This window comes from Shuttleworthella satelles DSM 14600, assembly GCF_000160115.1.
GTDB classification, from domain to species: Bacteria; Bacillota; Clostridia; order Lachnospirales; family Lachnospiraceae; genus Shuttleworthia; species Shuttleworthia satelles.
Genome location: NZ_GG665866.1, coordinates 583,733 through 609,677, shown reverse-complemented (window position 1 = coordinate 609,677; position 25,945 = coordinate 583,733). Strand labels below are relative to the sequence as shown.

The window sequence follows — 25,945 nt, the reverse complement described above, 5'->3', positions numbered from 1 at the left end:
AATTTCTCCTTTTTCCGGGGCTGCTATTCGATTGCAGATCCTGTCACACAAATGAGGGAAGTTGAGAATCGGATATCGAGATCAGCGAAATATACACGCAGACTATCATACAGGGGAGGAGGGTCCTTGTCCAGTAAGGGAAAGAAAAGCAGGCGGCGCTCGCGATACGAAATCTCTATCGCTGCCATTCGCCGGGCTTATACTTATACTATATATAGAAGAGAAAATCCGGGGGAAGATTCTACTGGCATGCATCCTCCTCTTGGATTAGGATAAGAGACAGAGAGGAAGCACAGATCGGAGGAATCATGAGTGACTATGTACTGACCTGCAGTTCGACGGTGGACCTGCCAAAAGCCTACCTGGAGGGGCGGGGGATTCCCTATGTCTGCTTCCACTATCGTCTGGGACAAGAAGAGCATATGGACGATCTCTGGGAGGCCATGGACGCCAGAGCTTTCTACAGCCGCATGGTAGGAGGAGAAGATGCCAAGACCTCCCAGGTCAATATCGAGGAGTATATGGATTTCTTTCGTCCCTTTCTGGAAGATGGAAAGGATATTCTTCATATCGAGCTCTCTTCCGGACTTTCCGGCTCCTATAACTCGGCCAGGCTGGCAGCGGAAGAGCTGCGGACCAAATTCCCTGACAGGAAGATCGGCGTAGTGGATTCCAGAGGGGCTTCATCCGGATTCGGTTTTCTCCTGTCATATCTGGCGGATCAAAGGGATGAGGGACTTGCTTACGAACAGCTTATGGAACTGGCGGAGGAGAAGAAGCTGCTGGTTCATCACTGGTTTTTCTCGACGGATCTGACCTTTTATGTCAAGGGGGGAAGGATCTCCAAGACGGCGGGATTTTTAGGCGGAATGCTGGGCATCTGTCCCCTGCTCAATATGGATGAGGCAGGACATCTCATTCCCAGAGAGAAAATCAGAGGGAAGCAGAAGGTGATGCAGCGGATTGTTGAGAAGATGCTGGAGCACGCCGAGGGGGGACCTGATTATCAGGGCAAGGTCTTCATCTCTCAGTCGGATTGCCTGGAGGATGCCGAAGGGGTGGCCGCTCTGGTCAAAGAGCTCTTCCCTCAGATGGATGGCGAAGTTATGATCAACCCCATTGGCCCGACCATTGGAGCCCACACGGGGCCGGGAACCGTAGCTCTCTTCTTCTTCGGAGATAAGAGGATCTGAGAAACTCAGAGGATTCGAGGAGCTGAGGGGGATCGAGGAGAAAAGAGGGTCCAAGAAGATGAGAGGATTTGAGCCTGCCGGGGCGTGAGAGCGAAAAGAGCCTTCTCCTTAGGCAGAGAACGGCTTCCCCTAAAAAAGAAAGATGAAATGAAAGACAGATCCGTCTCAGGTGATCGCCCTATGTGGCGCCTGAGACGGATTTTGTATTTGAGACAGGGGACAGGACAGAAAAACAGGAGGATATTCGAAAATCCTCAATCGCAAAATGAGAGTCCATACCCAAAAGCTCAGCATAAGTGGATTGTTGATCAGTTCCTAAAATTTTTCGAAACAAGACAGCAGGATTTGTAAAAAAGCCGGGGATTTCGTGCAAGAAATCAATAACAAAGAAGGCGGTTCCCAACTATGATAATAGCTGTAGTTTTTTGACGGGTTTCCCGAAAGCAGGGGAAAACGATGAAGGAGGATAGAGGAATGAAGAAAAGGCTGACGGCGTTAACTCTGGCGCTGCTACTTGGCTTGTCGGTTCTTCTGACTGCCTGCGGGGGCTCCGCTAAGGGAAGCGCGGCTTCGAGCGCGACAGCCAGCAAGGAGCATCCCATGATCCTGACGCTGGCGCATAACCAGGCGGAGAACCACCCGGTTCACAAGGCCCTGGTCAGGTTCGCCGACCAGGTGAATGAGAGAACCGATGGCCGCATTGTTGTTAAGATTTACCCCAATGGGCAGCTGGGCTCTGAGAATGAAAATCTGGAACAGCTGCAGGCCGGCGTGGTCGCCATGGCCAAGGTGTCAGCCCCGAATCTGGCGACCTACAACGACGGCTACAATACCTTTGGTCTGCCCTATATTTTCAATGACCAGGCGGATTATTACAGGGTGATGGATTCTCAGCAGATGGATGATTTCTTCATGTCCTCCGCGGATGACGGCTTCCTCACCATGACCTACTATGACTCCGGTTCCCGCTCCTTTTATACCAAGGGAAAGGCGATCCGGACCCCGTCCGATCTGGACGGACTCAAAATCCGCGTGCAGGATATGGCGGTACAGACAGACATGATGAAGGCCCTGGGCGGTACGCCTGTCACCATGTCTTACGGGGATGTCTATACCTCCCTGCAGACCGGTATCATCGACGGCTCTGAGAATAATGTCACTGCCTTAACGACCGGCAAGCACGGTGAAGTGGCCAAGTACTACTCTGTTGACGAGCACGAGATGATCCCTGACGCTCTTGTGATGAGTTCCAAGGTCTGGTCCACTCTGTCCGCGGAGGATCAGGCGGCGGTCAAGGCGGCGGCTAAGGCCTCGACAGAGTATCAGAAGGAGCTCTGGGCAGAGGCAACCGAAAAGGCTGTCGAGCAGGCCAGGCAGGAGATGGGAGTCACCTTCGTCTATGATGTGGACAAGGCCGCCTTTCAGGCGGCGACAGCTCCTATGATCCAGACCTATGAGGACAAGTATCCCGGTGTGAAACGTCTCATGCAGTCGATCGAACAGGTAAGGGAGGCGAACTGATGAAAATAGCGCTTGGTAAGATAAAGAAATTCAGCAACACTTTTCTGGCAATCGTCTGCGCGATTCTCCTGTCTTTTATGGCAGTTCTGGTTCTATGGCAGGTCTTTACCAGATATGTCCTGGGGCATCCGGCGGCATTTACAGAGGAGCTGGTCAAGTACTCCCTGGTGTGGACCTCTTTCGTCGGCGCGGCCTACGCCTTTTCCGCCAGAGAACACATGGCTTTAACCCTGCTCAAGGACCGGCTGACCGGCCTGCCGCACAGGATTCTCGCGACTCTGATTGATATTCTGATTCTGGCAGTCGCCCTCTTTGTGATCACAATCGGCGGCTTCAAGCTGGCGCTGTCCGCCCACGCCGAGTTCTCTGCTCTTTTAGGGATCCCAAGAACCTTAGTGTATTCGATTGCACCGATTTCCGGCGTCTTTATCATCTTTTTCCAGTTGATCAATATCTATGAGGATATCACCGGCATCTTTGTGATTGAAGAGGCAGAAGAGGAGGCCAAGTCATGACTGTAGGATTAACAACGGTACTCTTATTCGTCGTGTTCGGCGTCCTGCTCTTTCTGGGAGTGCCAATCTCCGTATCCATTTTGGTATCTGCCCTGGTGACAGCGGCCTCCACCCTGTCCTGGGATCAGGTCACCTTCATCGCCATGCAGAAGATGAACTCCGGGGTTGAGTCCTTCTCCCTTTTGGCGATTCCCCTCTTTATTCTGGCGGGAAACATCATGAACAACGGAGGAATTGCCAGAAGACTGATTAACTTCGCTCAGATTTTTGTCGGAAAAATCCCGGGCTCCCTGGCACAGGCCAATATCCTGGGCAATATGCTCTTCGGAGCCCTGTCCGGATCCTCGGTTGCCGCAGCTTCCGCGATGGGAGGAACCATTAATCCGATCGAGAAGGAAAACGGGTACGATCCCGCCTACGCGGCTGCGGCCAATATTGCCTCCGCGCCGACAGGACTTCTGATTCCCCCGACTTCCGCCTTCATCGTCTATTCTACGGTGGCCGGCGGAGTGTCCGTATCCACCCTCTTTATGGCGGGCTATATCCCCGGTATCCTGATGGGCATCTGCTGTATGGGAGTTGCCCTCTTCTGGGCGATCCGGCACAAGATGAAAGCGGTTGGAAGAGATAAGTCCAGGAGTATCCTGAGGACCACCTGGGAGGCCATCCCCTCGCTGCTTTTGATTATTATCGTCATCGGCGGTATTGTAGCCGGAATCTTCACGGCGACAGAGGGCGCCGGCGTGGCGGTTCTCTACTGTCTGGTTCTGTCTCTGATTTACCGGAGCATCAGTCTCAAGTCCTTCATGGATATTCTGCTCAAGTCCGCCAAGACCTCGGGGATCATTATGTTTTTGATCTCCGCCTCCTCCGCCATGTCCTTTGTCATGGCCTATGCGGGAATTCCCCAGGCGATCTCTTCCGGACTTATGGGGCTGACCTCCAATAAGTATGTGATCTTTTTGCTCATGAATATCATTCTCCTGGTGGTCGGGATGTTTATGGATATCACCCCCGCCATCCTGATCTTCACCCCTATCTTCCTGCCGATTGCGACCAAGCTTGGAATGAGCAGTGTGCAATTCGGCGTCATGCTGATCTTCAACATGTGTCTGGGCAACATCACTCCTCCCGTCGGCTCCGTTCTCTTTGTCGGCTGTGGAATTGGAGAGGTGACCATTGAGGAGGTGACGCCCAAGCTGATTCCCTACTTCGCGGTATTGATTCTGGCCCTTCTGGCAGTGACCTATATCCCGGCCCTGTCTTTGGCAATTCCAAACGCAATGGGGCTGACCGTAAAATGAGATGGCATGCGGACTGAGATGGTCGCTGATCCGACGCCTGGGCGTATAGGGACAGGGCTGATCGCTCCCGGGCAATGATAAAAAGAGAATGCCGGCCATGAAGGATCGCGCAGACACAGGATTGCGGCTGCGGGAAAACATGGTCGGCATTTTATGCCTGTGATCGGGTAAAATGGGACTTGTTCCAATGGGAAAGAGGATAGGAGATATTCATGTTTCGAAAGATGCGTCGCTATCGGCAGCAGATCTGTCAGGAGGATTGCCTGAAGATTTTGAGAGAGGAAGGCAGAGGTGTGCTGGCAATGATCGGAGAGGACGGCTATCCTTACGCGATTCCTCTGGACTTTCTCTACAATGAAGGAAATGGCAGGATCTACTTTCACTGCGCCATGCAGGGATTCAAGCTGGATCTCCTTCGGTCCAATGATAAGGTCTGCTTCTCTGTCATGGACAAGGGATTTAAGAGGGAAGGAGACTGGTCCTGGAATGTGCGCAGCCTGGTCATTTTCGGGCGCGTGAGAGAAATCAGCGACCCGATGATGATAGAGGGGCAGGTTCGGGCCCTTGGGATGAAGTACTATCCGACCAGAGAAGGGGTAGAGCTCGAGATGAAAAAGTCTTTGTCCCGAGTCTGCCTGCTGGAGCTGACCATTGACCATATGACCGGAAAGCTGGTCAACGAGAGCTAGTCATTCTGACAGGAGCAGATCAGCCCGATAGAGTTTTCCGCCGAGAACAAAGATCGTAAAGGTGATGGCAAAGGCGGCGGTGACGTCCGTCAGAAAATGGGCTCCGATGACGATGCGGCTTAAGGCGATCAGAAGGGTCCAGCACAGGCCTCCAAAGAAGAATTGATAGCGGCGTGACCGGAGCAGGGGGCTGGCGGAGGCAATGTAGTAAAGACTCAGCGCGGTTGCCGCCGCCGTCGTGTGCCCGGAGGGAAAGGACTTGAGATCATCCTTTGGGATGCCGGAGGCGATCAGCTGTGCCTTGTCCGCCAGACCAGGCTGATACCAGGGATGAAAAGAGACCATTTGTCCCATGCCGGAGACAAGAAGGCGCATGCGGGGGCGAGCCCATGGAATTTTGATCAGGTGGGTGAGAATGGTAGGCCCCAGGGCAATGAGGATCAGGATCTTAAGAAGGCGCGCGACGGCGTCGTCGGACGCGTCTCTTAAGGTCCATTCTGCAAAGAGACAGGCCAGGACGGCAAAACCGAAGCCGAGACCGATGGCCAGTCCGCGGGGCAGTTCTGTGATATAGTGGCAGGTGTCATAGCCCCCGTAGAAGGCGCAGCCGGCCAGAACCAGCCCTCCGAAGACCACTCGCCCGTAGTACTGCAGGGGAGGCCCGGAGGGCTTGGCCCGGCGGATCAGGAGGTAACCGCAGATGACGCCCAGCAGATAGTTTGGCATAGAACCGTATCCGGCAGCCAGAAGAGCCGGGAGACTCTCCTGGTTTAAGAGGGCATAGGAGATGGACAGATCCCAAAAGGAGCCTGTGGCCATGGAGACGAGAATACAGGCGAAAATAACGGGGATCATCCGGTCATAAAGAGATCTGTGTTTCATGAAATCCTCCTCTGGGGCAAGTAGCTGTGAGCAATGGAAGATATCAACCATATATCACTCGTTTCCTGGCATTATAGTGAATCCGCGCCGGAAAAGAAATATGTTTCGAAAAGCAAATCGAAAATCAGCTCATCTATGCTAAAATGGAAAAGATTTCGCCGAGTTTGTGCGGGATATGCGCAGAAGTGTGCGGGATATCCACGGATTTGTGCGGGATATGTACAGATACGTCAAGTATGTACAGTTTGTTAAGAAGGAGACGGTCAAAAGAGAAGAGACGGACCGGCCGTTGACCTGAGAGAGCTCAGGCAGGACAGAGGAAAGGGGTATTGGAAAATGAAGGTAAAACAGCTGGCTTTTACGGCACTGATGGCGGCGCTCTGCTGCATTCTGGGGCCTCTGTCGGTTCCGCTCGGCAGCGTCCCGGTCTCTCTGGGAGTTTTGGCGGTCTACCTGGCTGCTTATGTTCTGGGAGGGAAATGGGGAAGCCTGTCTGTTCTCATCTATCTGCTCCTGGGTTTGGCCGGACTGCCTGTTTTCTCCGGTTTTGCCGGAGGACCGGGGAAGATGCTGGGTCCAACCGGAGGCTTTCTGATCGGTTTCCTCTTCCTGGCGGCCATCTGTGGGGGCTTTGTGACCCTGTCAGACCACAGGAAGGGACTGGCCCGCTATGGGCTGCAGATCACAGGCATGATTCTGGGGCTCGCGGCCTGCTATGCCCTGGGCACAATGTATTTTATGTTTGTCATGAAGACCGGTTTGACCGCCGCTCTTGCAGCCTGCGTTCTGCCATTTTTGATTTTTGACGCCTTAAAGATGATCATGGCGCTGATTCTGGGCAATGCCCTGCGGAGGGCGCTGACCTTCGCGAATCTTTTGGAGACCAGCAGGGTCTGATGTCTCAAAGGGGCTGGGCAGCTGATGCCCCAAAATCCATGAAGTCCATGGAGGAAAGTGAGGAAGGGCAGGATGGATTGGCACGATCAGAAGCTGATTGCCTACTACAATAAGTTTCCTGAGGAAAAACGACTGGATTCCAGACATGGCCAGGTAGAGTACCGTCTGACCCGGCATTTTATCAATCAGGCGATTTCAGACATGGGCGCGGAGGGGCAATCCCTTCGCGTTCTTGATATCGGGGCCGGGACAGGCCGTTACGCCGGACCCCTGGCAGGCGAGGGGCATAGGGTCACAGCGGTAGAGCTGGTCCGCTACAATATCGGCTGTATGCGCCAGAAATGGACCGGTCTCGACATTCGACAGGGAGACGCCAGGGATTTAGCAGGGGCCGGCCTGGGGCAAGAGTGCAATGGAAGCTTTGATCTGATTCTTATGCTGGGACCCATGTACCATCTGATCAGGGATCAGGATAAGGCGCAGGCCCTCGCGGAGGCGGCGCGCCTGCTGGCCCCGCGGGGGAGACTTCTGGTGGCCTATCTGATGAATGAGTACTCGGTTCTGACCTACGGTTTTGGGCAGAGACACATCCTGGAATTGCGGGCCAAAGGACAGGCTGAGAAAGAGAAGCAGACGCAAACAGGGCGGGTGCAGGGAGAGCAGACACAAGCAGGGCGCCTGCAAGAAGAACAGGCAAAAGAGGGGCAGATACAAGAAAAGCGGATGCAAACGGAGGGGGTGCAAACAGAGGAGCAAGTGCAGGAGGAGTCTGATAAAATCGGGTCCTTCAGCAGGGATCATAGATCGAAGGGGAGTCTGGACGCTTCCTTTGCCCTGCAGCCGTCCCCGGGCGATCTCTACGATTATGTGCGTCTGGAGGATATCGCGGCCTTTGACCGGGAGGCAAACCGCCTCATCAGGGAAAGGTGGGAGAAAGCGGGCAGGGACAGTCAGGAGGAAAGTCTGACCGCGGGCGCAGGCAGGTCAATCCGCGGAGGGAATGCGCCTGGCAAAAGAGGGGCGCCGCAGCTGATTCGGGAGCGGATCTTCTCGCCAGACGGTCCGGCCAACTATATGCGCAGAGAATTAAACGCTCTCTCCGAGGAGGAGTTTGCCTGCTTTTTGGACTACCAGCTGGCGATCTGTGAGAGAGCGGATCTGCTGGGAGCCGGCGGACACCTGGTGGAAGTGTTGCGGCTATCTGAAAAATAAGTAAAATAATAGGTATGTAGTTCGCGGGAATCTCATGGCAGCAATTTCCGGGCCAAAAGGTCCGAGCCGGGAATAGCAAAGAGGGGACGAGTTTAGAAACAAGGAGAAGTTCTTATGTCAATCAAGTATGAAGTGGGCGATATTGTCAACTGCGAGGTTTTAGGTGTGAGTGATCATGAGGTCTCAGTCGATCTGAACGCCGGTAAGATCGGAATCATCGCCTTTGAGGATCTGAGTGAGGAAGAGGGATACGATCCCCACAAGCATCTTCGAAACGGCAAGCATTTGACTGCCCAGATCACTTCTTTAGATGACGGCAGGGGAAATATTCGTCTTTCGGTCAATGCGGCCAGGCACACGGATGCCTGGGATCAGCTGAAGGATGCGCACAGCGCAAACGAGACGCTGACCGTCCATGTCCGCGAGCAGGTCAAGGGCGGAGTGGTCGCCTACCTGAAGGGCCTGCGGGCATTTATTCCGGCGAGCCAACTGGCCGCCTCCTATGTGGACAATCTGGCTGATTTCGTCGGCAGGGATCTGGAGGTTAAGATCGACAGCATCGAGCCCGCCAAGCGCCGGCTGGTGCTCTCCGCCAGAGCGGTAGAGCAGGAGAAGAAGCGCCTGGAGCAGCAGGCGAAGCTGGATGCCCTGGAGGTCGGGTCCATTGTCGAGGGCACTGTGGCCCGACTGAAGGACTTTGGAGCCTTTGTCAATATTGCGGATGGCCTGGACGGTCTGGTGCACATCTCTCAGATCTCTCTTAAGAGGGTTGAGAAGGTGGAGGACGCGCTTCGTGTGGGACAAAAGGTACGGGTTAAGATCACCGGAATGAAGGACGGAAAGGTCAGCCTGTCCATGAAGGCCGTCGAGCTCCTTGAGCGGCCGTCAAAGGAGGCGGCGGCCAGAAAGGCCCAGGACGAACAGGTAGCCAGATACGCCGACAGGGAGTCGACAGGGACTTCCCTGGCGGACCTTCTTGGGGGAATTAAACTGGATTGAATTGTGAGAGGGATTGTGAAGGAGATGATTTCACAGTCCTTCTTTTTTGGCGAACGTCTGCCTGCCAGGGACGCGGACGGAGGTGAAGCCAACTGAACCGGCCGCGTTCTAATCTGGCTGCATTCTAATGAAGTGAGAATCGGTTATGGATTCCGGGAGGAGAGAAAATGGGCCCAAATCCAAAAGTCAGTATCATTATTCCTGTTTACAATGCGGCTTCTGCTCTTAGGCGCTGCCTTGACTCGGTATTGAAGCAGGAATTTACGGATTTTGAGCTTTTGCTCATGGATGACGGTTCCTCGGATGAGAGCCCGGCCATCCTGGATGAATATGCCGGGAAGGATTCCCGGATCCGCCTGGTTCACAAGAACAACTCCGGCGTGTCTGACACCAGAAATCAGGCTTTGGACCTGGCCAGAGGTACCTATGTCCAGTTTTTAGACGCGGACGACTGGATTGCTCCCGAGGCGACCAAGCTTATGGTACGGGCCATGGAGCAGAAGAAAGCGGATCTGGTCGTAACCGACTTCTATCGGGTTGTGGGGGAGCATGTTTCCCATAAAGGAGATATTGAAGAAGACAGTCTGATGGATCTGCAGACCTTCGCCGGCCACATGATGGAGAATCCGGCGGACTTCTACTATGGTGTGATCTGGAATAAGCTCTACTCGCGTCAGATAATAGAAGAGAACCAGATCCGTATGGATCCTGAGGTCAGCTGGTGTGAAGACTTCCTCTTTAATATGGAGTATCTGCTGCACTGTAGGGGGATTTTCGCCCTTCAGGTACCTGTCTACTACTATGTCAAGACGGAGGGTTCTCTGGTCTCGCAGGGGTTGTCGATTACGAAGACGGTTGAAATGAAGGCGAGCGTCTTTCGCTATTACAATGATTTTTTTGCCAGGGTCTATGATCCGGAGGATTATGAGGCCCGTCGGATACAGATCTATGGATTTTTGGGGGCCTTTGCCAGAGATGCCGGGGCAATTTTCTTTCTCCCCGGGACCAAGCGCCTGGGCAGGGAGAGACAGAATGTTGATATGAATCCACAGGCCTCTGATACGCTTCTGACCAATGCCTACTATCAGCGCAAGCTTCTGGATAAGTACCTGGAGCCGGTGGGACAGCATCATGATCTGTCCAATGTGGATCTGCGGATTCTTCTGACCATTGCGGCGGTCAATCGCAAGACCAGCCGTCGGCAGCTCGCGGCCTATGCGGGAGTCAGTTCCCTTTTGGCGGCGGCATCTCTGCAGAAGCTCCTGCAGCAGGGCTATGTGGATACGGAAACCCATCTGCGGGATCGGATCTCGGAGGGTGTAAAACAGGGAGATTTAAACCTGCGCATAACCGACAAGGCGGCAGATCTGACCGAGGATCTAGTCAGCGCGCTTGCGGACTATCGCAGGGCGATTATGGCAGGCTTTACGAAAGAGGAAGAGCGCCGGTATCTGGACCTGTCTGAGCGGGCTGGGAAGAACGCAAGGGCTGCCTTGGAACACTGAGAAGCTCAGGGTGCTCGTTGACCAGCAGGTCCCGGGGAAAGTCCTGTTCACGCAGGAGAAAAAGAGCGCGGTCAGCCTGGCCAATCCGGTCGGGACCGTGGGAATCGCTGGAGATCAGCAGGGGAATTCCCTTCTTTTTGCAGAGTTTAATTAAAATACGATAATTTTGTTCCGTATCCAGACCGGCTACCCGGTGATAGCCGTCCGGCCCCAGGGAGGCCTCGTTGACCTCCAGGATGACCTTGCATTCGGCCGCGGCGTCGGTGAGGCGGTGAACGCAGTAGGGGAACTGGCTGTTATCCGGGTGACCGATGATTCTTACCAGGGGGTTGGACATCGCCTCGATATAATCTTTGGTATTCCGGTCCCTGTAGGCCTCGATATCGTCCCTTCCATGGTAGATGACAGAGCGGGGTGGGCGGTGCATGGAGGCGATGACGTAGTCCAGTCGCGCCAGGACAGAATTGTCCAGATCCAGGCCGCCGCCGTCTAAAATATTGGCCTCGACCCCGTAGAGGAGGCGGACGCCAAAGTGTTCTCTGGGGGCGAAGGCAAGATTTTGAAAATAGGAGCTGAATGCGGCTCCGGGAGTGGCCGGTCCGTGGTCGCTGATGCCAAGAAGACGAAGACCGCGCTCGGAAGCGGCCCGGGCCATTTGACCGATGGTGGCTGTGCTCCCGTGCCCGCTGGCAATGGTATGCGTGTGCAGATCCACTGTGATCATCTGAAAAGCTTCCTTTCTCTTATCTCTTAAACGAAACGCGTCAAAAAATGCCAAGGCGCGCCATAAATCAAAGCTCGCCACTTAGAAATAGAAGCGCGTCAAAAATTCAAAGCCTGTCACATATCAGAGCGGAGTTCTCCGCAGTGAGGAATTTTTTGAATGACCTTTGTAAATATGATTTTTGCAAATAACCTCTGACAGGCCGGTCATACTAATCATAATGTTGAAAAGTCACAGCTTCATCAGGAATAATCAACAAAAATAGTCATGTAAAATTGTGAAAACCACATAAAAATAAAATATCACACTGTTGTTTGTTGAATATTATCGAAGAGAAACCATATAATCATCCTTGAATGAACACGCATGTCTGACTTTTTGTGGTGAATTGTTGCTTGCAGTTTCTTTCAGAAGAAAAGGATCATTCTATGGCGAAATTCTATGTCGATGAAATCCCAAAGTCTGACCGGATCGGAAGGCTTGTCGCCCACCTCTATGCCAAAATGCCGGAGATCGAGTCCGCCAGGGCCAGGCTGATTACCGAGTCCTATCAGTCCACGGAGGGCCAGCCCATTGTCCTGCGCCGGGCCAGGGCACTTCATCATATCCTAAAGCACATCCCCATTATCATCCGGGATGAGGAGCTGATTGTCGGCAGTACGACGATTGCCCCGCGCGGCTGCCAGACCTATCCGGAGTTCTCCTTCGAGTGGTTGGAAGCGGAGTTCGACACGGTTGAGCACAGGGAGGCAGACCCCTTTTATATCTCTCCGAAGACGGCAGAGGAGATCCGTCAGGCGGACCGCTATTGGAAGGGAAAGACCTCCAGCGAGCTCGCGTCCTCCTATATGTCCGCCGAGGCCAAAAAGGCCATCGAACACAATATTTTTACGACCGGCAATTACTTCTATAACGGGGTGGGACACCTGACTGTCCAGTATGAGAAGGTTCTCAACCAGGGGCTTGAGGGGATCATCCGCCAGGCGGCGGAGGAACTGGCAGGACTTGGCCAGGGAGACGCGGACTACGCGAAGAAGTCCATCTTCTTAGAGGCGGTCATCATTGACTGCAAGGCGGTGATCGACTATGCCCATCGCTATGCCGATCTGGCGGAGCAAAAGGCGGCTGAGACGACGGATTCCAAGCGCAAGGCGGAGCTTATGGCAATCGCTGAGCGCTGTCGCCTCGTTCCGGAGAAACCGGCCGCTTCCTATGCCCAGGCTCTGCAGAGCTTCTGGTTCATCCAGCAGATTCTGCAGATTGAGTCCAGCGGGCACTCCATCTCTCCGGGCCGCTTTGACCAGTATATCGACCCCTTCTTCCAGAGGGATCTGGCGGCTGGAAAGATCACAAGAGAAGAGGCCCAGGAACTCCTGGACTGTGTTTTCGTCAAGCTGAATGACCTCAACAAGTGCAGGGACGCGGCCAGCGCCAAGGGCTTCGCCGGTTACTCCCTCTTCCAGAACCTCATTGTCGGAGGACAGGACGCCGAGGGAAGAGACGCGACCAGGGATCTGTCTTTCATGTGCATTACAGCGGCCAAGCATGTCTTCCTGCCCATGCCCTCACTCTCCATCCGGGTCTGGAACGGGTCACCCCATGACCTTCTGCGCAGGGCGGCTGATTTGACCAGAACAGGGGTCGGTCTCCCCGCCTACTACAATGACGAAGTGATCATTCCGGCTCTGATGAACAGGGGAATCCCCCTCGAGGATGCCAGGAATTACTCCATTATCGGCTGCGTGGAACCCCAGGTTCCGGGCAAGACGGACGGATGGCACGACGCTGCCTTTTTCAATATGTGCAGACCCCTGGAGCTTGTCTTCTCCGACGGACAGGATAAGGGGGAGCAGATCAGCATTCACACCGGCAAGGTGGAGCAGATGCGGACCTATGAGGAATTCTTCGCCGCCTACCAGGCGCAGATGAATTACAATATCTCTCTTCTGGTCAATTCGGACAACGCGATCGATGTGGCCCACAGTCTCCTGACGCCCAACCCCTTTGAGTCCTGTCTGGTGGACGATTGCATCAAGCGGGGCAGGTGCGTAGAGGAGGGAGGAGCCCATTACAATTTCACAGGGCCTCAGGGCTTTGGAATTGCCAACGTGGGCAATGCCCTCTACGCCATCAAGAAGCTGGTCTTCGAAGAGAAGCGCTACAGCCTGACGGATTTCAAGAACGCGATGAAGATGAATTTCGGTCAGGGACTGGACGAGGAGAGCATCTTCTCTCTGGCCCTGGAAACTTTGGCCGAGATCAAGGCCCAGGGCAAGGAGCTTGACCGGAATGAGCTTCCGAGAGTAATTGAGTCCATCTCCTCCATGGAGTTGCCCGCAGATGTCAAAAAGCTCTATGAAGATCTCTGGAAGGCTGTTTTAGAGGAGCCTAAATTCGGCAACGACGACGATGAGGTCGATGAATTCGCCCGGATTGCCGCCTACACCTACACCAGGCCGGTGGAGACCTATCATAATCCCCGCGGGGGTCAGTTCCAGGCCGGTCTCTATCCGGTATCCGCCAATGTGCCTTTAGGCGCGCAGACCGGGGCGACGCCGGACGGACGATTAGCGCATGCGCCTGTCGCCGACGGGGTATCTCCCTACGTCGGAACGGATGTCAGCGGTCCCACCGCGGCGGCCAATTCCGTTGCCAAGCTGGATCACGGCATCGCCTCCAACGGAACCCTCTACAACATGAAATTCCATCCCTCGGCCTTAAGCGGCAATATGGGATTGGATAACTTTATCGCCCTGGTGCGCGGATTCTTTGACCAGAAGGGCATGCATATGCAGTTCAATGTGGTCGATAAGAATACCCTGCTTGACGCGCAGGCGCATCCCGAGAAATATCGGCAGCTTGTAGTCAGGGTAGCGGGCTACAGCGCGCTCTTTACGACTCTCTCCAAGTCGCTTCAGGACGATATCATCTCGAGAACCGAGCAGACCAGCCCCCTATGAACAGAGATTATTTGAAAACACGAGGAAGGATCTTCGATATCCAGCGCTACTCCATCCACGACGGACAGGGAATACGGACGATTGTCTTTCTCAAGGGCTGTTTTCTGCGCTGCAGGTGGTGCTGCAATCCCGAGTCGCAGAGCAGGGAAATCGAGACCATGATCGTGGCCGGCAAAAAGAAGGTGATCGGAAGAGACGTCACGGTCGAGGAGGTCATGGAGACTGTGGTCAAGGACCGGATCTACTACCGGACCTCCGGGGGAGGGGGACTGACCCTTTCGGGGGGAGAGAGTCTCTGCCAGCCGGAATTCACCAGAGATATGTTCCGCGCCGCCAAGGAGACCGGGATCAGCACAGCTCTTGAGAGCACGGCCTATTCCGACTATGACAGGATCGAGGCGATTCTACCCTATCTGGACCAGTATCTTTTAGACATCAAGCACATGGATTCGGCCAAGCACAAGGAGTACACAGGGGTGGCCAACGAGAGGATTCTGGCAAATGCCAGAAGGATTGCGGCTTCCGGCCAGACCAGACTCTCCATCCGGGTTCCCACGGTGCCCGGCTTTAACGACAGGCCCGAGGAGATCCTGGCGATCGCGAGATTCGCGGACCAGCTGCCCGGAGTGAAGACCATTCACCTCCTCCCCTATCACAGGCTGGGACAGGACAAGTACGACGGCCTGGGGAGAGACTACGGAATGAAGGAGACTCCTCTGCCGGACGGGGAGAAGATGCAGACTCTGGCGAGACTGGTGAGGGAGAACACAAGTCTTGAATGCCGGATCGGAGGCTAAGGGGCGTGACTTATGAGCGAGTACGATAACAAACAGAGAATCATCCAGGAGCTTGTCCCCGGGAAACAGATCTCCCTGGCCCATATCATGGCCAATCCGGATCCGATCCTCTTTGAGAAGCTGGGGATTTCAGCTCCTGACGAGGAGGGAGGATCCGCCATCGGAGTCATGACGATTTCGCCGGCCGAGACGGCGGTGATCATCGCCGATCTGGCAGTTAAGTCCTCAGGAGTCATTCTGGAGCTGATTGACTTGGAGCAGGGGTCTTTGATTGTGACCGGAACGGTATCGCAGGTGGAATCCTCCATTGCGGCGGTCATGGAGTATTGCAGCCGGATGCTGGGCTTTTCCGTCTGCCCGGTCACCAAGACATAAATCCTATGCAGGGAAGCTGTCAACAGGCACAAGATGACGCGGCTCAAGAAGAGGATTGAAAGCCCGCAAGGGGATACCGGCGGGATTTTGACCGGAAAGCCCCGTCAGACTGCACAAAAACAAACAGGAAAAACAAACAAAACAAACAAAAATCAAGAGTTATATTGACAACTTCCGGATAAATTTTTAACATAACAAGTGAAAACCACAAAAAGCCACACATTAACCCATCCAATTCACAAAGGAGGACATTTCAGATGGTCAATGAGTACGAATTGAAGAAGCAGATCTGCGATATCGGCAAGCGGATCTACAACAGAAACATGGTGGCTGCGAATGACGGCAATATTTCAGTCAAGCTGAACGACCATGAATTTCTCTGCACACCCACCGGCGTATCCAAGGGCTTTATGACGCCCGACTACATCTGCAGGGTTAATGAGAAGGGCGAAGTGATTCAGGCCAATCCCGGCTTCAAGCCCTCTTCTGAGATCAAGATGCACATGAGAGTCTATGCCAAGAGACCGGATGTAGGCTCTGTTGTCCATGCGCATCCTGTTTACGCGACGAGCTTCGCGATCGCGGGGATTCCTCTGACCCAGCCCATTATGCCGGAGGCGGTCATCGCCCTGGGCTGCGTGCCGATCGCTGAGTACGGGACTCCTTCTACCATGGAGATTCCGGACAATGTGGAGAAGTATCTTCCCTACTATGATGCCGTTCTTTTAGAGAGCCACGGCGCTCTGACCTGGTCTACGGATCTTCTGTCCGCCTATCTGAAGATGGAGTCTGTTGAGTTCTACGCGCAGCTGCTCTATCAGTCCAAGATGCTTGGCGGTCCCAAGGAGTTCGACCAGAAGACGGTAGAGCGTCTCTACGAGATCCGCAGGCAGATGGGACTTCCGGGAAAACATCCGGCAAATCTCTGCCAGAATAAGGACGGACACAACTGTCACAACTGCGGTCTGCATCAGGAAATTCCAGGGATGCCCGCGAGCGGCGCAACGACCGGCAGCATTACATCAACCCCCAAGGAGCCGGCTCCGGAGGTGATCGCGGAGATCACCAAGAGGGTATTGGAACAGCTTGGAAAGTAAGGAGCAGATGACATGGCAGATGAACAGCTTGTTCAAAACGTCGTGAGAGAGGTCGTGGCGAGAATGCAGATTTCCGCTCCTGCCAGGGGGATGCACGGCGTGTTCTCTGATATGGAGGAGGCTATCGAGGCGGCGAGAACAGCCCAGCAGACCGTCCGGCTTCTTCCCATGGATCAGAGGGAGAAAATTATTGGCGCAATCCGTCGGAAGACCAGGGAGAACGCTGAAATCCTGGCCCGCATGGCTGTCAATGAGACCGGCATGGGCAATGTGGGAGACAAGATCTTAAAGCACCTTCTGGTTGCTGACAAGGTTCCGGGGACAGAGGATATTTCGACCAGAGCCTTCTCCGGAGACAGGGGGCTGACCTTAATTGAGATGGGACCCTTCGGGGTGATCGGGGCCATCACGCCCTGCACAAATCCCAGCGAGACCGTCCTCTGCAACACCATCGGGATGCTGGCCGGCGGAAACACGGTTGTCTTCAACCCCCATCCCCAGGCCATTAAGACGACACTCTTTACCATTCAAATGGTCAATGAGGCCAGTCTTGAGGCCGGCGGACCGGACAATATCGCCTGTACGGTTGACGCGCCGACCCTGGCGACCAGTGAGATCATGATGAAGTCGCCGCATATCAAGCTTTTGGTGGCGACCGGAGGACCGGGCGTCGTCACGGCGGTTCTGTCCTCGGGAAAACGGGCGATCGGCGCAGGCGCCGGCAATCCGCCCGCCCTGGTCGATGAGACGGCGGATATCCGCAAGGCGGCAGAAGATATCGTCAACGGATGCACCTTCGATAACAATCTTCCCTGTATCGCGGAGAAGGAGATTGTCGCGGTGGACTCCATTGCGGATGAGCTCCTCCACTATATGCTGACGGAGCAGGGCTGCTATCAGGCTTCCGAAGAGGAGCTGGATCGGCTGACCAAGGCTGTGATGGATGAAAAGGGGAGACTCAACCGCAAGGCGGTCGGCCGCAGCGCCAGGAAGCTCCTCTCCATGATCGGAGTCGAGGTCGACGCGAATATTCGCTGCATTACCTTCTTCGGTCCCAAGGAGCATCCGCTGATCACAACGGAGCTGATGATGCCCATTCTTGGGATTGTGAGGGTCAAGGATTTCGCAGAGGGCCTTGAAACCGCGGCATGGCTGGAGCACGGAAATAAGCACTCCGCTCACATCCACTCCAAGAATGTGGATCGGATTACAGAGTACGCCAGAAGGCTGGATACAACCATTACTGTGAAAAATGGCCCGTCCTATGCGGCCCTGGGATTCGGAGGTGAGAGCTACTGCACCTTTACAATCGCGAGCCGTACCGGAGAGGGACTCACCAGCGCCAGGAGCTTCATTAAGTCCCGCCACTGTGTGATGACAGACAGCCTCTGCGTTCGATGACGCGGACGAGAGACCTGAAAGGGGGATCCATGGATCAAAACAATATAGAAACAATTGTGCGACAGGTCTTAGAGAGCCTGCAGGATGGGTCAGCTGCGGCCGGCCCGAAGAGCGGGGGAAGAGAGATCCCCAAGACAGCTCATGTGGCAGTCCTGACTGCCTTGGAACACTTCGATGTCAAGGAGTATCCGATTCCCCCTCTGGGAGACGGAGACATACTTGTAAGGGTTGAGGGCTGCGGAGTCTGCGGAACAGACGCCCATGAATTCAAGAGAGATCCCTTCGGATTGATTCCCGTAGCCCTGGGCCACGAGGGAACCGGTGAGATCGTCGCCATGGGCAAGAATGTCAAAAAGGACAGCGCGGGCAAGGATCTTCACATTGGAGACAAGGTCGTGACCTGCATGATCTTCAAGGACAATCCGGATATCACCATGTACGACCTCAACAAACAGAATGTCGGAGGGGCCGATGTCTATGGCCTGCTGCCAGATGACCAGATTCATCTGAACGGATGGTTCTCTGACTACATCTTCATCCGGGAGGGGTCGACGGTCTTTAATGTCAGCGACCTGGATCTGGATTCGAGAATGCTGATTGAGCCGGCGGCAGTGCTGGTACACGCGGTAGAGAGAGCCAAGTCCACCGGAATCCTCCGCTTTAATTCAAGAGTTGTGGTTCAGGGCTGCGGCCCCATTGGCCTGCTTTGCATCGCGGTGCTTCGGACGATGGGAATCGAGAACATCGTGGCGGTTGACGGCAATCTGGGACGTCTGGAATTCGCCCGTAGAATGGGGGCGGAGAGAAGCGTCAACTTCGCGGATTATCAGGGGATTGAGGCGCTTACAGCCGGCCTTGAGGCTCAGTTTGACGGACATCCGGCGGACTTCGGCTTCCAGTGTACAGGCAATCCCAAGGCCCACTCTAATATCTACAAGTTCATCCGCAGCGGCGGCGGTCTCTGCGAGCTCGGGTTCTTTATCAACGGCGGTGACGCCACCATCAATCCCCACCTGGATATCTGCTCCAAGGAGCTGACGATTGTGGGATCCTGGGTCTATACCCTGCGGGATTACGGGACGACCTTCGATTTCTTAAAGAGGGCCAAGGCGATCGGTCTTCCCATTGATGAACTGATCACAGACAGGTATCCCTTAGCTAAGATCAATGATGCCCTGAAGAAGAATCTGGAGATGACCGGCTTAAAGATCTGCATGGTGAATGAGTAAGGGAATCAGACAGAGGATCAAGCGATGACAGAAGCAGTCGGAATGTTAGAGGTATTCGGGTTGACGACGGCATTTATGGCGGCGGACGCTGGATGCAAAGCCGCAAATGTTCATCTGGAGCCCTTCGACAAAAACAAGCCGAAGAACCCGGATTCCCTTCCGGTTCCCCTCCTGGTGATGATCAAGTTTCGCGGTGATGTCGCGGACGTGACGGAGGCCATGGAGGCGGCGATGGCCAAGGCAAAAGAGATGACGGGCTATGTGCAGCATCACATTATCCCCCGGCCGACGGAAGACACCCAGAAGATGTTAAAGCTCTGTGCTTTTGACAAGAGTTAGTGAAGTAAAATGTTCCATGAGAAAGGAGAATTACCATGGAGAAGAAGGCACTTGGAATGATTGAGACCAGAGGACTGACCGCGGCAATTGAGGCATCTGATGCCATGACCAAGGCGGCAGAGGTAAAGCTGATCGGAACGGAGAAGATCGGATCCGGTCTGGTAACCGTAATGGTCAGAGGAGATGTGGGAGCCGTCAAGGCAGCGGTTGAGGCCGGCGCCGTAGCGGCAGGACGCCTGGGAGAGCTGGTTGCTCAGCACGTCATCCCCAGCCCCCACGAGGATGTTGAGAAGATCCTGCCCGCAATCAAATAGTTTTCAGACCATGCAGCAAGTCGTGGGCCCGGCCGATCAGGATAAGGGCAGATCAGGATAAAGGCTGATAAGAGATTTTTGATCGGAAGAGCAGCGACAGGAAGGGAAGGCAGGACAGGGAGCAGGAAGATGACGTCATATGGGTTTATAGAGATCACGGGTGTCGTCGCGGCAGTAGATGCTCTTGATATCATGTGCAAGACAGCCGATGTAAGTCTGGCTTCCTGGGAGCGAAAACTCGGAGGAAGGCTGGTGACAATGATCATTGAAGGCAGCGTCGAGGACGTCACGCAGGCGATCTCGACAGCTTCTGCCAATGCCATCAAAAAACCGGTTTCCTATGGAGTGATCGCCAATCCCCACGAGGAGATTCGCAGGTTGGTTGCCTTGTCGGCATCCCGCTGGAACAAGCGTCTGAAGGAGGCGAGGGAAGAATCGCCGGAAGACGCGGGGCGCGACCGATACCTGCAGGAGGTCTAGTCGAAGAAGCCCGAAACAGCTAAGTGAGCATTCAGGCAGAGTCCTGATGAAGGAGGAGAAAAATGACACAGGAAGCATTGGGAATGGTAGAGACCAGGGGCCTGGTAGCGTCAATTGAGGCAGCGGACGCCATGTGTAAGGCAGCCAATGTCACCTTGATCGGAACGGAGAAGATTGGATCCGGCCTGGTGACCGTTATGGTCAGAGGCGATGTCGGAGCTGTCAAGTCCGCGGTTGAGGCAGGATCTACAGCGGCAGGAAGACTGGGCGAGCTGATTGCAACCCACGTAATTCCCCGTCCTCATAATGATGTGGAGGGAATTCTTCCCAAGCTTAAGGCTTGATTGAAGGCGAAATCTTTTGGCCGGGCCGGTTGATTTTATGTCGAAGGCCCGGTTGGGAGAGATGCATCCCGGATCCTCAGGAACAGGATCTGCGGACAGGAGACTTGATCCCCTCGATGGGATCTGTGAGATGGCAGGAGTGCCGGGAGAAGAAAAATGACACAGGAAGCATTGGGAATGGTAGAGACCAGGGGTCTGGTAGCGTCAATTGAGGCGGCCGACGCCATGTGCAAGGCGGCCAATGTCGCTTTGATCGGAACGGAGAAGATCGGATCCGGCCTGGTGACTGTTATGGTCAGAGGCGATGTCGGAGCTGTCAAGTCCGCAGTTGAGGCGGGATCTACAGCGGCAGGAAGACTGGGCGAGCTGATTGCAACCCACGTCATTCCCCGTCCTCATGGTGATGTGGAAGGGATTCTTCCCAAGGTCAAGGCCTGAAACAGTGACGATCGTCCCGAGGCGGCTTTTGGCCGCCTCGTTGCGATTCGGGACCACTGAGAAGGGCTCAAATTTGTATGATAATTGAGGAATACTCAAGATCGCATGACCATTGAGTGGAACTCAACTGTACACGACCATTGAGCAAAGCTCAATGATACACGACAATTGAGTGGAACTCAATTGTATACGACCATCGAGGATACCTCGATGATACACGACCATTGAGTGGAACTCAATGGTATGGAGAAGATCAGTTTATGGAAGAAGCAAGTGTTGCGAGAGTGGCAGAGCTGGTCCTTAATACGATCAACCGGGACTTTCCGCAGTTTTTCGGGTCTGACCCCAAAAGTCAAATGGAGGGATTGCCGAGTGCCGGACAGGAGACAGGCCAGACCGGTTTTCTGATTCCGGTAGGCGTTTCTGCCCGCCATGTGCATCTGACACAGGAGGATGTAGAGACCCTCTTCGGCCCCGGCTATCAGCTCACCAAAAAGAAGGAACTCATGGGCGGGCAGTTCGCCTCCAACGAGACGGTGACCATTGTCGGACTCAAGCTCAGGGCCATTGAAAATGTCCGGATCTTAGGACCGGTTCGGCGGAAGTCTCAGGTGGAGATCTCGGCGACAGACGCGATCCGCCTTGGGGTCAAGGCGCCTCTTCGGGAGTCAGGAGATATCGCGGGCAGCGCTCCGATTGCCCTGGTTGGACCGGCGGGGGCTCTCTTTCTCAAAGAGGGCTGCATCGTGGCGGCCAGACATATTCACATGTCCCCGGCGGACGCCAGAAGTGCCGGCGTGAAGGACGGAGATTATGTACGCGTCCGGGCGGATAATGAGAGAGGAACCATTTTTGACCATGTCAAGGTCAGGGTGGATGATTCCTTTACCCTGGAGATGCATATTGATACGGATGAGGCCAACGGCGCCGGACTGCGCCAGGGAGACTGTGTCCGCATGCTGAAAGGGGGAGGACAATGATTGTCGGGAAAGTAGTCGGGAGCGTTATCTCCACGCGAAAGAGCAGTAAGCTTGTGGGGAATAAGTTCATGATTATCGAAGCCTGCGCGGATATGCAGAAAGAGTCCTGCCGGCTGGTGGCCATTGACCCCATCGGAGCAGGGATTGGAGAGTATGTCCTGGTGGCGACGGGAAGCGCTGCCAGGATTGGAAGCGGTATGGATTTAGCCCCAATTGATGCGGCGATTGTCGGAATTATTGATGACCCATCCGAATTATGATAAGGGAGAGCGCCGAGAGCGGTGAGAGAGCATGGATTGTAAGACACTGAGAGACAAATTACAGCAGGCCGGCGTTGCAGGGGCCGGCGGGGCCGGTTTTCCGACTTACGCCAAGCTGGACGAGCGGGCGGATACCATCCTGCTCAACTGTGCGGAATGCGAACCGCTGCTCTCCTTACATCGGCAGCTGCTGGCACTTCACACAGAGGAAATTCTGTCCGCCTTCGAACAGGTGGCTTGCACCGTCGGAGCAGAGAGGGCCATTGTCTGCGTCAAGAAGGAGTATAAGGCCGCGATCCAGGCGGTTGAGCATGGCTTGGAATCAGGACTTTATCCCCATGTCAGCCTCCATCTGCTTCAGGGGGTCTATCCCATGGGAGATGAGGTGGTCTTGGTCTATGAGGCGACCGGGCGGGTGATCCGTCCCGGCGGACTGCCCATAGAAGAGGGGGTCATCGTCTTCAATGTAGAGACCATGTACAATGTCAGTCGGGCCCTGACCCAGGAGGCTCCGGTGACCAAAAAGCTGGTCACGATGATCGGGGAGCTCAAAGAACCGAAGACCCTTTTCCTTCCCCTTGGCACTTCGCTCGAGGAGGCGATTGCCCTGGCAGGCGGTCCTTTGATTCAGGACTACGCCATACTTGTGGGCGGCCCCATGATGGGCAGAGAGGGAAGGAAAGCAGATCCTGTCACCCGGACGACCAACGCGGTTTTGGTCCTGCCACCAGATCACGGGTTGATTCAGCGGATGCGGGCCAAAATCAGCGTTGACCTCCAGCGGGCGGCTTCCATCTGCTGTCAGTGCCGCGCCTGTACCGACCTGTGTCCGAGAAATGCCCTGGGACATCCGATTGAACCCCACAAGTTTATGCGCAGCGCGGCCAACCGGGATTTCAGTGACCCGCAGGTTTTTTTAGACACATTTTTCTGTTCCTCCTGCGGGACCTGTGAGCTATATGCGTGTCCGCAGAGCCTTTCGCCGCGCACCCTGATTACCGCGTACAAGAGTGGGCTGAGGAAGGCGGGCGTCAAGGCGCCGGCGGATCCACAGTTTGCGCCGGTCAGTCAGGCGAGAGAATACCGAAAGGTTCCGGAGGCCAGACTAAAGGCCAGACTGGGACTGAGCACCTATGACAGGCCGGCCCCTCTTTGCCCGGAGTCCTGTCAGCCGAAGAAGGTCAGGGTCTTTTTGAGCCAGCACATCGGAGCGCCTGCGCTCGCTGCCGTCGAAGAGGGGGCGCTGGTAAAGGAAGGTCAGACGATCGGCCGGGCGGCAGGGGGGCTTTCCCTTCCCGTCCACGCGTCCATTGGGGGGAGGGTTTCTCATATTACGGAGAAATGGATTGAAATCACAGCAGACTGATAAACAGAAGTGACCGCGAAGATCATATTTGTTTGAATGTGAACGCGGTTATAAATCGAAGAGGATATTCGGGAGACAGATACTATGTCCAGGGCAATTGGGTTAGTGGAATTTAAGACGACGCCGAGTGGCATCCGGGCGGCCGACATCATGGTTAAGACAGCGAAGGTAGACCTCCTGGAAGCGCAGACGGTCTGTCCGGGCAAGTATATCGCCTTGATCGCCGGGGATTTGAGCGCGGTTGACGCCGCTGTTAAAGCTGCCATCGCCTCGTCAAGCGAGCACTACATTGACAGCTTTGTCTTAGGCAATCCTCACGAGAGTATTTTTCCTGCCCTCTACGGGACTTCTACAGTTGAGAATGTCCGGGCCCTCGGCATTTTGGAGACCTATGACGTCGCCTCCATTATTGTGGCTGCCGATCTGGCGGCCAAGACGGCGATTGTGGACCTGGTTGAGGTCCGCATTGCCAAGGGCATGTGCGGGAAGTCCTTTTTTGTCCTGACAGGAGAGATCGCGGCTGTCGAGGCCGCCGTGGCCAGAGCCAAAGAAGAGGTGGCCGAGTCAGGCATGTTCCTGGATTCCACAGTGATTGCAAACCCGGACCGGCAGATCTGTGACTCAATCCTCTGAGCAAATCACAATCATGAAGGAGTAAATCCATGCTTGCAATGGAGAGAAGAAATCTCATCCTGGAAAAACTGCAGGAGGAGAAGAAAGTTGTGGTGAATGCCCTCGCCAGGCAGTTTGACGTCTCTGAGGAGACCATCCGGCGCGATTTGGACAAGCTGGAACAGGATGGGGTCTGTACCAAGAGCTACGGAGGGGCGGTTTTCAATGAAAATACAACCATTGATATGCCCTTCAATGTCCGCACGAAAAATCACGTCCAGGGGAAACAGAAAATTGCAGCCCTGGTGGCGGGGATGATTGAGGAGGGAGACCACATCATTCTAGACGCCAGTTCCACCGCGGTTTTCATTGCCAAGGAGATCAAGGAGAAGGAACATCTGACCGTGATCACCAACTCCATTGAGATCATGATCGAGCTGTCGAATGTCTCGGGATGGGATGTCATCTCATCCGGCGGCAGATTAAAGCCGGGCGACCTGGCTCTGATCGGCCCAAGGGCTCTTGGCGGCCTGTCCGCGTTTAATGTGGAGAAGGCCTTCTTCTCCTGCAAGGGAGTTGACGCAGAGCGGGGGCTGACAGACAGTGACGACCAGCTGACACAGACCAAGCAGGTGCTGATGAAGTCGGCACAGAAGAAGGTCGTGACAGTGGATTCCTCGAAGTTTGAGCGGGTGGCCTTCGCTAAGATTTGTGACATCAGAGATGTCGATGTGATCGTGACGGATCAGAAACCATCAGAATCCTGGCTCTCTTTTTTGAAGAGAAACCATGTGGAGTGTCTCTATCCGCAGGAAAAGTAGCTCAGGAAAAGCAGCGATAGAAAAGCGACGATAGAGAAATACTGAAAGAGAAGTACTGGAAGAGAAGTACTGGTAGAAAAGTACCGATAGAAAAGTAGCGGTAGAGATGGTGGTTTCATCACAGAGAAGAAAGGAGGCACAGATGGCAAAGACGAAGGAAAACAAGGAGATAGACAGCCTGACTGCAAAGACAGCGGAGAAACTTTTGCAGGGGACAGGAGCTGAAAAGAAAGAGACGAAGAAAGAAGCTTCCAAAGCGGAAGCTGTGAAGAAAAAGGCGGTTTCGGAGAAAAAGGAAGCCGCGAAGAAAAAGACGGCATCAGAGTCAAAAGCGGTCGCGAAGAAAAAGACGGCGCCGGAGACAAAAGCGGTTGCAAAGAACAAGACGGTCTCAGAGACAAAAGTGACAGCGAAAAAAAAGACGGCGCCAAAGACAAAAGCAGCCGCGAAGAAAAAGGAAGCTCCAAGGAAAAAAGAGAATTCAAAGAGAAAGGAAGCTTCCGGGACTCCTGTCAAAAGCGGGGTAATTGTCGGGGGAACAAAGGTGGAATCTCATCTGATCTGCCGGATTCCGACCTATCTCTTATGACTGCTTCTGAGACTTTTGCGGGAAATTAGGATCATTTCAGACAAAAAATGAAAAAATATTTTAAAAAGCACTTGAATCAAAGAGGGAATAAGGTATAATCAT

At 54.4% G+C, this 25,945-nt stretch carries 28 protein-coding genes; 26 read left to right on the top strand and 2 right to left on the bottom strand.

Features of this window, described 5'->3' with window-relative positions:
- Positions 1–308 precede the first annotated feature (308 nt).
- The 5 genes from GCWU000342_RS02760 (at position 309) to GCWU000342_RS02735 (ending at position 5,222) form a co-directional block, all read left to right on the top strand.
- Complete coding sequence (locus tag GCWU000342_RS02760; protein WP_006905701.1) at positions 309–1,193, top strand: DegV family protein; 885 nt, start codon at positions 309–311, stop codon at positions 1,191–1,193.
- 474 nt (positions 1,194–1,667) lie between these two features.
- On the top strand, positions 1,668–2,714 hold the full coding sequence (locus GCWU000342_RS02750) for a TRAP transporter substrate-binding protein (protein WP_045000187.1): 1,047 nt from the start codon (positions 1,668–1,670) through the stop codon (positions 2,712–2,714).
- Positions 2,714–3,229: a TRAP transporter small permease gene (locus tag GCWU000342_RS02745; RefSeq protein ID WP_006905698.1), complete on the top strand. Its 516-nt coding sequence runs from the start codon at positions 2,714–2,716 to the stop codon at positions 3,227–3,229. Before GCWU000342_RS02750 ends, GCWU000342_RS02745 begins: the two co-directional genes overlap by 1 nt.
- Positions 3,226–4,533, top strand: a complete 1,308-nt coding sequence (locus tag GCWU000342_RS02740; protein WP_006905697.1) for a TRAP transporter large permease — start codon at positions 3,226–3,228, stop codon at positions 4,531–4,533. The genes GCWU000342_RS02745 and GCWU000342_RS02740 overlap by 4 nt, the downstream gene beginning before the upstream one ends.
- A 212-nt stretch (positions 4,534–4,745) precedes the next feature.
- Positions 4,746–5,222 (top strand): pyridoxamine 5'-phosphate oxidase family protein, encoded by a 477-nt coding sequence (locus tag GCWU000342_RS02735; protein ID WP_006905696.1) that lies wholly within the window; start codon positions 4,746–4,748, stop codon positions 5,220–5,222.
- On the opposite strand, the gene GCWU000342_RS02730 is transcribed toward GCWU000342_RS02735, so the two are convergent.
- Positions 5,223–6,104, bottom strand: coding sequence for a phosphatase PAP2 family protein (locus GCWU000342_RS02730; protein WP_045000185.1), 882 nt, complete (start codon positions 6,102–6,104; stop codon positions 5,223–5,225).
- A gap of 336 nt (positions 6,105–6,440) precedes the next feature.
- On the opposite strand from GCWU000342_RS02730, the gene GCWU000342_RS02725 reads away from it, so the two are divergent.
- From GCWU000342_RS02725 to GCWU000342_RS02710, 4 genes are all read left to right on the top strand, one after another.
- A complete protein-coding gene (locus tag GCWU000342_RS02725) occupies positions 6,441–7,001 on the top strand; it encodes a biotin transporter BioY (RefSeq protein WP_006905694.1) in 561 nt (186 codons plus the stop codon).
- A gap of 72 nt (positions 7,002–7,073) precedes the next feature.
- Complete coding sequence (locus GCWU000342_RS09885) at positions 7,074–8,213, top strand: class I SAM-dependent methyltransferase (protein ID WP_006905693.1); 1,140 nt, start codon at positions 7,074–7,076, stop codon at positions 8,211–8,213.
- 114 nt (positions 8,214–8,327) lie between these two features.
- On the top strand, positions 8,328–9,212 hold the full coding sequence (locus GCWU000342_RS02715) for a S1 RNA-binding domain-containing protein (protein ID WP_006905692.1): 885 nt from the start codon (positions 8,328–8,330) through the stop codon (positions 9,210–9,212).
- Positions 9,213–9,379: 167 nt separating this feature from the next.
- Positions 9,380–10,717: a glycosyltransferase gene (locus tag GCWU000342_RS02710; protein WP_006905691.1), complete on the top strand. Its 1,338-nt coding sequence runs from the start codon at positions 9,380–9,382 to the stop codon at positions 10,715–10,717.
- Here the strand turns inward: GCWU000342_RS02710 and GCWU000342_RS02705 are convergent.
- Complete coding sequence (locus GCWU000342_RS02705; protein WP_006905690.1) at positions 10,638–11,441, bottom strand: phosphatase; 804 nt, start codon at positions 11,439–11,441, stop codon at positions 10,638–10,640. The two genes, GCWU000342_RS02710 and GCWU000342_RS02705, sit on opposite strands and share 80 nt — an antisense overlap.
- 428 nt (positions 11,442–11,869) lie before the next feature.
- Between GCWU000342_RS02705 and GCWU000342_RS02700 the strand changes: the two genes are divergently transcribed.
- From GCWU000342_RS02700 to GCWU000342_RS02620, 17 genes are all read left to right on the top strand, one after another.
- Entirely contained in the window at positions 11,870–14,401 is a 2,532-nt protein-coding gene (locus GCWU000342_RS02700) for a glycyl radical protein (RefSeq protein ID WP_006905688.1), read from the top strand.
- Positions 14,398–15,198: a glycyl-radical enzyme activating protein gene (locus tag GCWU000342_RS02695; protein WP_006905687.1), complete on the top strand. Its 801-nt coding sequence runs from the start codon at positions 14,398–14,400 to the stop codon at positions 15,196–15,198. Before GCWU000342_RS02700 ends, GCWU000342_RS02695 begins: the two co-directional genes overlap by 4 nt.
- A gap of 12 nt (positions 15,199–15,210) precedes the next feature.
- The gene (locus GCWU000342_RS02690) at positions 15,211–15,573 is read left to right on the top strand and encodes a BMC domain-containing protein (protein WP_006905686.1); all 363 of its coding nucleotides are present in this window, start codon (positions 15,211–15,213) and stop codon (positions 15,571–15,573) included.
- A 257-nt stretch (positions 15,574–15,830) separates the two neighbouring features.
- Positions 15,831–16,670 carry a class II aldolase/adducin family protein gene (locus GCWU000342_RS02685; protein WP_006905684.1) on the top strand — a complete coding sequence of 280 codons (840 nt, stop codon included), beginning with the start codon at positions 15,831–15,833 and terminating at the stop codon, positions 16,668–16,670.
- A gap of 12 nt (positions 16,671–16,682) precedes the next feature.
- A complete protein-coding gene (locus GCWU000342_RS02680; protein WP_006905683.1) occupies positions 16,683–18,071 on the top strand; it encodes an aldehyde dehydrogenase family protein in 1,389 nt (462 codons plus the stop codon).
- A 29-nt stretch (positions 18,072–18,100) separates the two neighbouring features.
- Positions 18,101–19,300, top strand: a complete 1,200-nt coding sequence (locus GCWU000342_RS02675; RefSeq protein WP_045000183.1) for a zinc-dependent alcohol dehydrogenase — start codon at positions 18,101–18,103, stop codon at positions 19,298–19,300.
- Between the two features lie 24 nt (positions 19,301–19,324).
- The gene (locus GCWU000342_RS02670) at positions 19,325–19,639 is read left to right on the top strand and encodes a BMC domain-containing protein (RefSeq protein WP_006905681.1); all 315 of its coding nucleotides are present in this window, start codon (positions 19,325–19,327) and stop codon (positions 19,637–19,639) included.
- A 35-nt stretch (positions 19,640–19,674) separates the two neighbouring features.
- Positions 19,675–19,953, top strand: a complete 279-nt coding sequence (locus GCWU000342_RS02665; RefSeq protein WP_006905680.1) for a BMC domain-containing protein — start codon at positions 19,675–19,677, stop codon at positions 19,951–19,953.
- A 129-nt stretch (positions 19,954–20,082) separates the two neighbouring features.
- On the top strand, positions 20,083–20,433 hold the full coding sequence (locus GCWU000342_RS02660) for a BMC domain-containing protein (RefSeq protein ID WP_006905679.1): 351 nt from the start codon (positions 20,083–20,085) through the stop codon (positions 20,431–20,433).
- A 62-nt stretch (positions 20,434–20,495) separates the two neighbouring features.
- Positions 20,496–20,777 (top strand): BMC domain-containing protein, encoded by a 282-nt coding sequence (locus GCWU000342_RS02655; protein WP_006905678.1) that lies wholly within the window; start codon positions 20,496–20,498, stop codon positions 20,775–20,777.
- 156 nt (positions 20,778–20,933) lie between these two features.
- On the top strand, positions 20,934–21,215 hold the full coding sequence (locus GCWU000342_RS02650) for a BMC domain-containing protein (RefSeq protein WP_006905676.1): 282 nt from the start codon (positions 20,934–20,936) through the stop codon (positions 21,213–21,215).
- A 356-nt stretch (positions 21,216–21,571) separates the two neighbouring features.
- Positions 21,572–22,195, top strand: a complete 624-nt coding sequence (locus GCWU000342_RS02645; RefSeq protein WP_044961248.1) for a phosphate propanoyltransferase — start codon at positions 21,572–21,574, stop codon at positions 22,193–22,195.
- Positions 22,192–22,455, top strand: a complete 264-nt coding sequence (locus GCWU000342_RS02640) for a EutN/CcmL family microcompartment protein (RefSeq protein ID WP_006905674.1) — start codon at positions 22,192–22,194, stop codon at positions 22,453–22,455. Before GCWU000342_RS02645 ends, GCWU000342_RS02640 begins: the two co-directional genes overlap by 4 nt.
- 31 nt (positions 22,456–22,486) lie before the next feature.
- A complete protein-coding gene (locus GCWU000342_RS02635; RefSeq protein ID WP_006905673.1) occupies positions 22,487–23,821 on the top strand; it encodes a 4Fe-4S dicluster domain-containing protein in 1,335 nt (444 codons plus the stop codon).
- Between the two features lie 84 nt (positions 23,822–23,905).
- Positions 23,906–24,454, top strand: a complete 549-nt coding sequence (locus tag GCWU000342_RS02630) for a BMC domain-containing protein (protein WP_006905672.1) — start codon at positions 23,906–23,908, stop codon at positions 24,452–24,454.
- 29 nt (positions 24,455–24,483) lie between these two features.
- Entirely contained in the window at positions 24,484–25,254 is a 771-nt protein-coding gene (locus tag GCWU000342_RS02625; RefSeq protein ID WP_006905671.1) for a DeoR/GlpR family DNA-binding transcription regulator, read from the top strand.
- A 142-nt stretch (positions 25,255–25,396) separates the two neighbouring features.
- Complete coding sequence (locus GCWU000342_RS02620; RefSeq protein WP_049921487.1) at positions 25,397–25,843, top strand: hypothetical protein; 447 nt, start codon at positions 25,397–25,399, stop codon at positions 25,841–25,843.
- Positions 25,844–25,945 lie beyond the last annotated feature (102 nt).